General features: G+C 71.7%; 1 pseudogene. It reads right to left on the reverse strand.

Going from position 1 to position 4,604, the window contains the following annotated elements:
- A pseudogene (locus ACZ6JS_RS35470) lies at positions 1-4,604 on the reverse strand (hypothetical protein); the annotation flags it as partial.

Below are 4,604 nucleotides of genomic sequence, written 5' to 3' on the forward strand. Positions count from 1 at the left end.
TTGCCGCTGAACCGCGACCACAGGACGGCGACCTGGTCGCCGTCGCTCAGGGTGACGCCCTTGCTCTCCAGCCAGGTGGTGATGGCCGCGTCCCGCTCCGCGTCGGGGCCGACCTTCCAGGCCTTGCGGACGTCCTCGCGCAGATCGGTGCTGAACTGCTTGCCGACGCGCTTCGTCGCGTCTCCGACACCGAGCTGGTTCTTCTTGTTGAGCTTGACCAGGAGCGGACCGTCCTCTGTCTGCACGGTGATTTCCTTCAGCCGCCCGGCCGTCTCGACGACGTGGATGCGGTCATCCGGAATGCCGGAAGCGGCGTAGAAAGCGGCCATGCCTTCGGCGGCCGCTCTGTGCGCCGGATTTCCACTCCCATGCGTCAGGATCACCGAGAGGTTCTCGTCGGCGAGGAGGGCGGCCGCGATGCCGAACTGGTCGCCGGACGCGTAGTGGGGCTGGGTGAGGAACACCGGCTTTCCGGCCGGAGCCTGGTTCGGAGGCTGGTGGGGGGTGTGGTCAGGGGGGAGGTAGGTGCTGTCGCCGCTGGTGGTGGCCGGGCGTGTGGGGGTGGCGGGGGCGGCCGGGGTGGCCTGGGCGGCCGGGGTGGTGGTGTGAAGGGGGATGACGGCGTTGTTGCTGACACGCTCGATGGTGGCGAGGTAGTCGTGGGGGAGGTGCTGGAGGTTCTGCCGCAGGGTGTTCGCCATGAGCCCCTCGGTACGGACTCCACTGGCCTGGTCGTTGCGGCGGAAGAGGTGGGGGTCGGCCTCGTGGGTGTCGGCGTACTCGTCGGCGAGGCCGAGGTAGTGGAGGAGTTCGTGGGTGAGGGTGGCGTCGCTGTGGTTGACGTCCCAGTGGAGCTGGTCGGCCCGGCCGGGGTTCGCGCTCTGGGTGAGGGTGACGGCCTCGCCGTGCTGGGGGGCGTGGATGAACTCGGCGGTGATGCGGAGCTGGTCGCCGCTCTCGGGCAGGCGGTAGCCGGAGTTGGTGTGGGTGTCGAGGATCTGCTGGACCTGCTGCTGGTGCCGGGCGAGGTCGGTCGCGGTGAGACCGTCGGTGAGCTTGAAGGGGAGCGTGATGAAGAAGTGGCGGACCGTGCGGCCGTCGGCGAGCTGCGCACGCCGTACGTGGTTGCGGATGAGGGTGACGGACCCGTCGAGGTGACCGGGGCGGGGGTTCAGCTGGCGGAGCTTCGGATCGAAGCGCTCGGTGTGGACCGCGGCGGTCTTCGCGCCGTGGAAGGCACGCAGTTCCTGCGCGGCGACCACCCGGCTGACGAACTCGCCCCGCTTGCGCCCACTCGGCGTACCGGTGACGGGCCGCGCGGGGTCCGTGCTCGTGTCGGGAGCCGCTGCCGTAGGCGTGTTTCCACCGCGGCGGCCCTTCCGGTCCTGCCCGCTCGGAGCGGACTTCGTACCGGACTTCGGACCGGCTGATCCCCCGCCCTTCGTACCGGGCTTCGCGGACGGGCCCGGGGCCCCGTCGTCCGTGGAGGCCGTCCGCACACCGGCTTCCGCGACCCAACCCGCGCCGCTCTGCCAGCGGACGTGGACGGGAGCCCCGGTGGACGCCGGGGGAGCGAAGCGGTGGGTCGTGCCGTCGGGTCCGGTGACGTCCAGGGGGCGCGCGAGCGCACCCGCGTACAGGTCGAGCAGGAAGGTCGCGGCGGCGTCGAGCTCGAAGGTGCCCTCGGTCGAGCTGCTCGCTCCGGGGTTCCGGGGCGGGGCGATGTAATGGTCGAGGGTGTGGGTCATCGGGTGGACGCGGCCGGTGAAGAGCCGGGTGGACAGGTCCTCCACCGTCAGGCCGTGCTCAGCCGCCCGCGTGATCAGATCGCGGGCGGCCGGGGTGTCCTGGTGCTGCTCCTGAAGGTGCAGGAGCATCCGCCTGACGTCGGGGTGGACATCGGTGCCGGTGTCCCCGGGGGCACGGGTGAGCGCGGTCGTGAGCGCTCCGAAGAAGGACTCCGGCCGGGCGGCCAGCACCTGGGGCGCGGTGTCGGCGAGGTAAGTGGCGGCCACTTCGTGGAAGTTGCGCTGGAGGACACCCTCGTCCGTGGTGTACAGCAGGTTCATCGTGTGCAGTCGGCGCAGATCGCGCGGGAGCCCGAACTCGACGTCGCCATCGCGTCCGGTGCTCCCGGTGGGCGGCAACGACAGCGTGGTCTGGAGGGTCAACGCCTCGAAGGCGTCGAGGGCCGTGACGGTGTTGAGCGAGTCCGTGCGGAGAAGCTCCCCGGAGTCGCGCAGAGCGGAGAGCCGGCCGTACTTCGCATTCTTGGTGGCGGGAGCCGACTCGTGGAAGAGCCTCGTGTACGGGGTGGGGTTGAGGTGGCTCTGCTGGACTCTGAGCGTGTGCCGGGGCACCGCCGCATCGGAGGGGAAACCCTCCTTGAGCGCCGTCTGGCGACGGGACTTGAGCATGCTGAAGTAGAGGCGGGACAGGTCGGTCTGCGTGGCGGCGTCGTTGACGTCGATGACGAACGCCGTGCCCCGCACCGAGGGGCGCAGGCTCTCGGCGGCGATCTGCAGGCGGCTCGCCGGCGGAGGGGTGGGGCGGGGGGCGTCGGTGGTCTGCTGGGCGGCCGTGTTCGGGCCGGCGGTGTTCGGGCCGGCCGGGGCGGGGAGGGAGACGTCCGGTCCGGCGGACGTGTCGTTCGCCCGGATCTCCCAGGCCGCCAGGCGCATCAGGCTGTTCGCCAGCCCGTTGAACTCCGCCGCTCCAGGACTGAACCGGATGTCGTCGAACTCGCCTGCCTCGCCCCTGACCAGGGTCGCCGGCCCGTCGACGAAGAGGTTCGGCTCGGGGGAGTAGGGCATGAACGGTGCCAGGGCGGCCATCCTGTTCCGCGCCCGCATGTCGTGCCGGATCGCCCGGTCGAAGTCCTCGATCCTCGCGTCGACGTCGGTGGGGGCCGCCCCCAGCTGACCGACCTCCTTCGGATTGTTCCACCGGTCGCGCGTCTCGTTGGCCAGCCGGGTGCGCCCGTCGGCGTCGCCGGCGGGCGGAATCCGGTAGCCGCCGGACATGAGCAGGGGCCGCAGGGGCGGCAGGAGGCCCTGGGACTCGGAGCCCGTCACCGCCCGCCCGAAGCCGAGCCGCGCCTCGAAGTGGTCGAAGACGTGACGCCCGGAGTCGGTGGTGTGCGGATAGGCGTCGAAGTCCATGAACGACACGTACGGGTGGGTGTCGCGGGCGAGGAGTCCGTGCAGCGCCTCTCGCGTGGCCGTACTCGTCAGCGTGACGTTCCGGGCGGTGCCGTAGGGGAAGCTCGACGACCAGGGTGCGAGCGGCGTGGCGACGACGGCGAGCGGCACCGGGCAGTCGACGCCGTTCGTACCCGTGGTGATCGCGTCTCGGATCGACTGGGCGGCGGCGGCATCGCCCTCGCTCACCGCACCGTTGACGCCGACGACGATCGCGACCCGCCCGCTCATCTCCGGGGACAGGCCTTCGAGGACGGAGTCGACGAACTGCTGGAGCCTGCCCGGCTTCGCCACCGTCTCGTGGTCGACGACCGCGTTGACGACGTACGACGTCGGGTGTGCCCCCGAGACGCTCCGGAGAACGCGGGCGTGGTACTCCGAGGCCGACAGGGTGCCCCGGCCCTGGCCTTGGCCCTGCCCGCCGATGAGAGCGGTGAAGAGGGGATTGCCGTACGCGATCGAGGTCACCGCGGGGGCCGGAACCGTGGCGGGCGCGGCCGGGCGGGGCGCGCGGCCGCCACGGACCGAGGGCGTGCCGCTGCCGCGGGACGCGGTCGTGGAGCCGCCCCGGGCGGGGTTCGTGCCGTTCGTGCCCCCGTGGCCGCCGCGTGGGGGCCGGCCGCCACGAACGGGCGTGCTTGCGCTGCTGCCGTTGCCGCTGCTGCTGGTGACCGGGTGCGGAGTGCCGCCGCGGTGGCTCCCGCCTCGTCCTCGGCCGTTCGCACTCCCGCCCCGGCCGGTGTCCTGGCCGCGGTGGGAACCGGAGCCCCGGGACCCGCCGCGCTGCGGCCGGTCCCCCGGCGCCTGGTTGCTCGTCCAGTCGGGGGCGTTGTCCGGGGCGAGACGGGACTCGGCGGTTTCGGCGGTTTCGGCGGTGTCCGCCGGGGTCGACTCCTGCTGCGGTTCGTTGAGGAGGTGGGTCGCGGACTGGGCGTGGACGTTGCGGGCGCGCAGGACGGACAGGCGGTCGTGGCCCGCCTCGGACGAGAAGAGGCCGGCGAACTCGGCTTGACGTCGCAGCAGTCTGTCCTGGCTCTGGGTGAGCTGTTGCTGGAACGCCGCCTTCTTGCGCTCGTGCTGCGCCACGATTCTCGCGTTCGCGTTCGTCGTTGTCGTGGTCGTTGTCGACGACGAGGTCGTGGCGACCGGTGGCGTGCTCTGCGAGGTTCCCGGAGTGCCGTCGGTGATGCCGCGCGCCTTGAGGATGCCCCTGTCGGCGACCGCGATCTCCTTCGTGAGGTCGTCGATCTTCTTCACCTGCGCCGCGACGTCGGCCGCGATCTCCGCGACTCGCGCTCTCAGCTCGGGATTCAGTCCGTTGCCGGGGTCGCCGTGGCGGAAGTAGGCGTCGATGTTGGCGAGGTCTTCGTCGGTGAAGCCCTTGGGTCGGGAGCGTGTGGCTTC

The sequence above is a fragment of the Streptomyces sp. NPDC046349 genome (assembly GCF_055587885.1).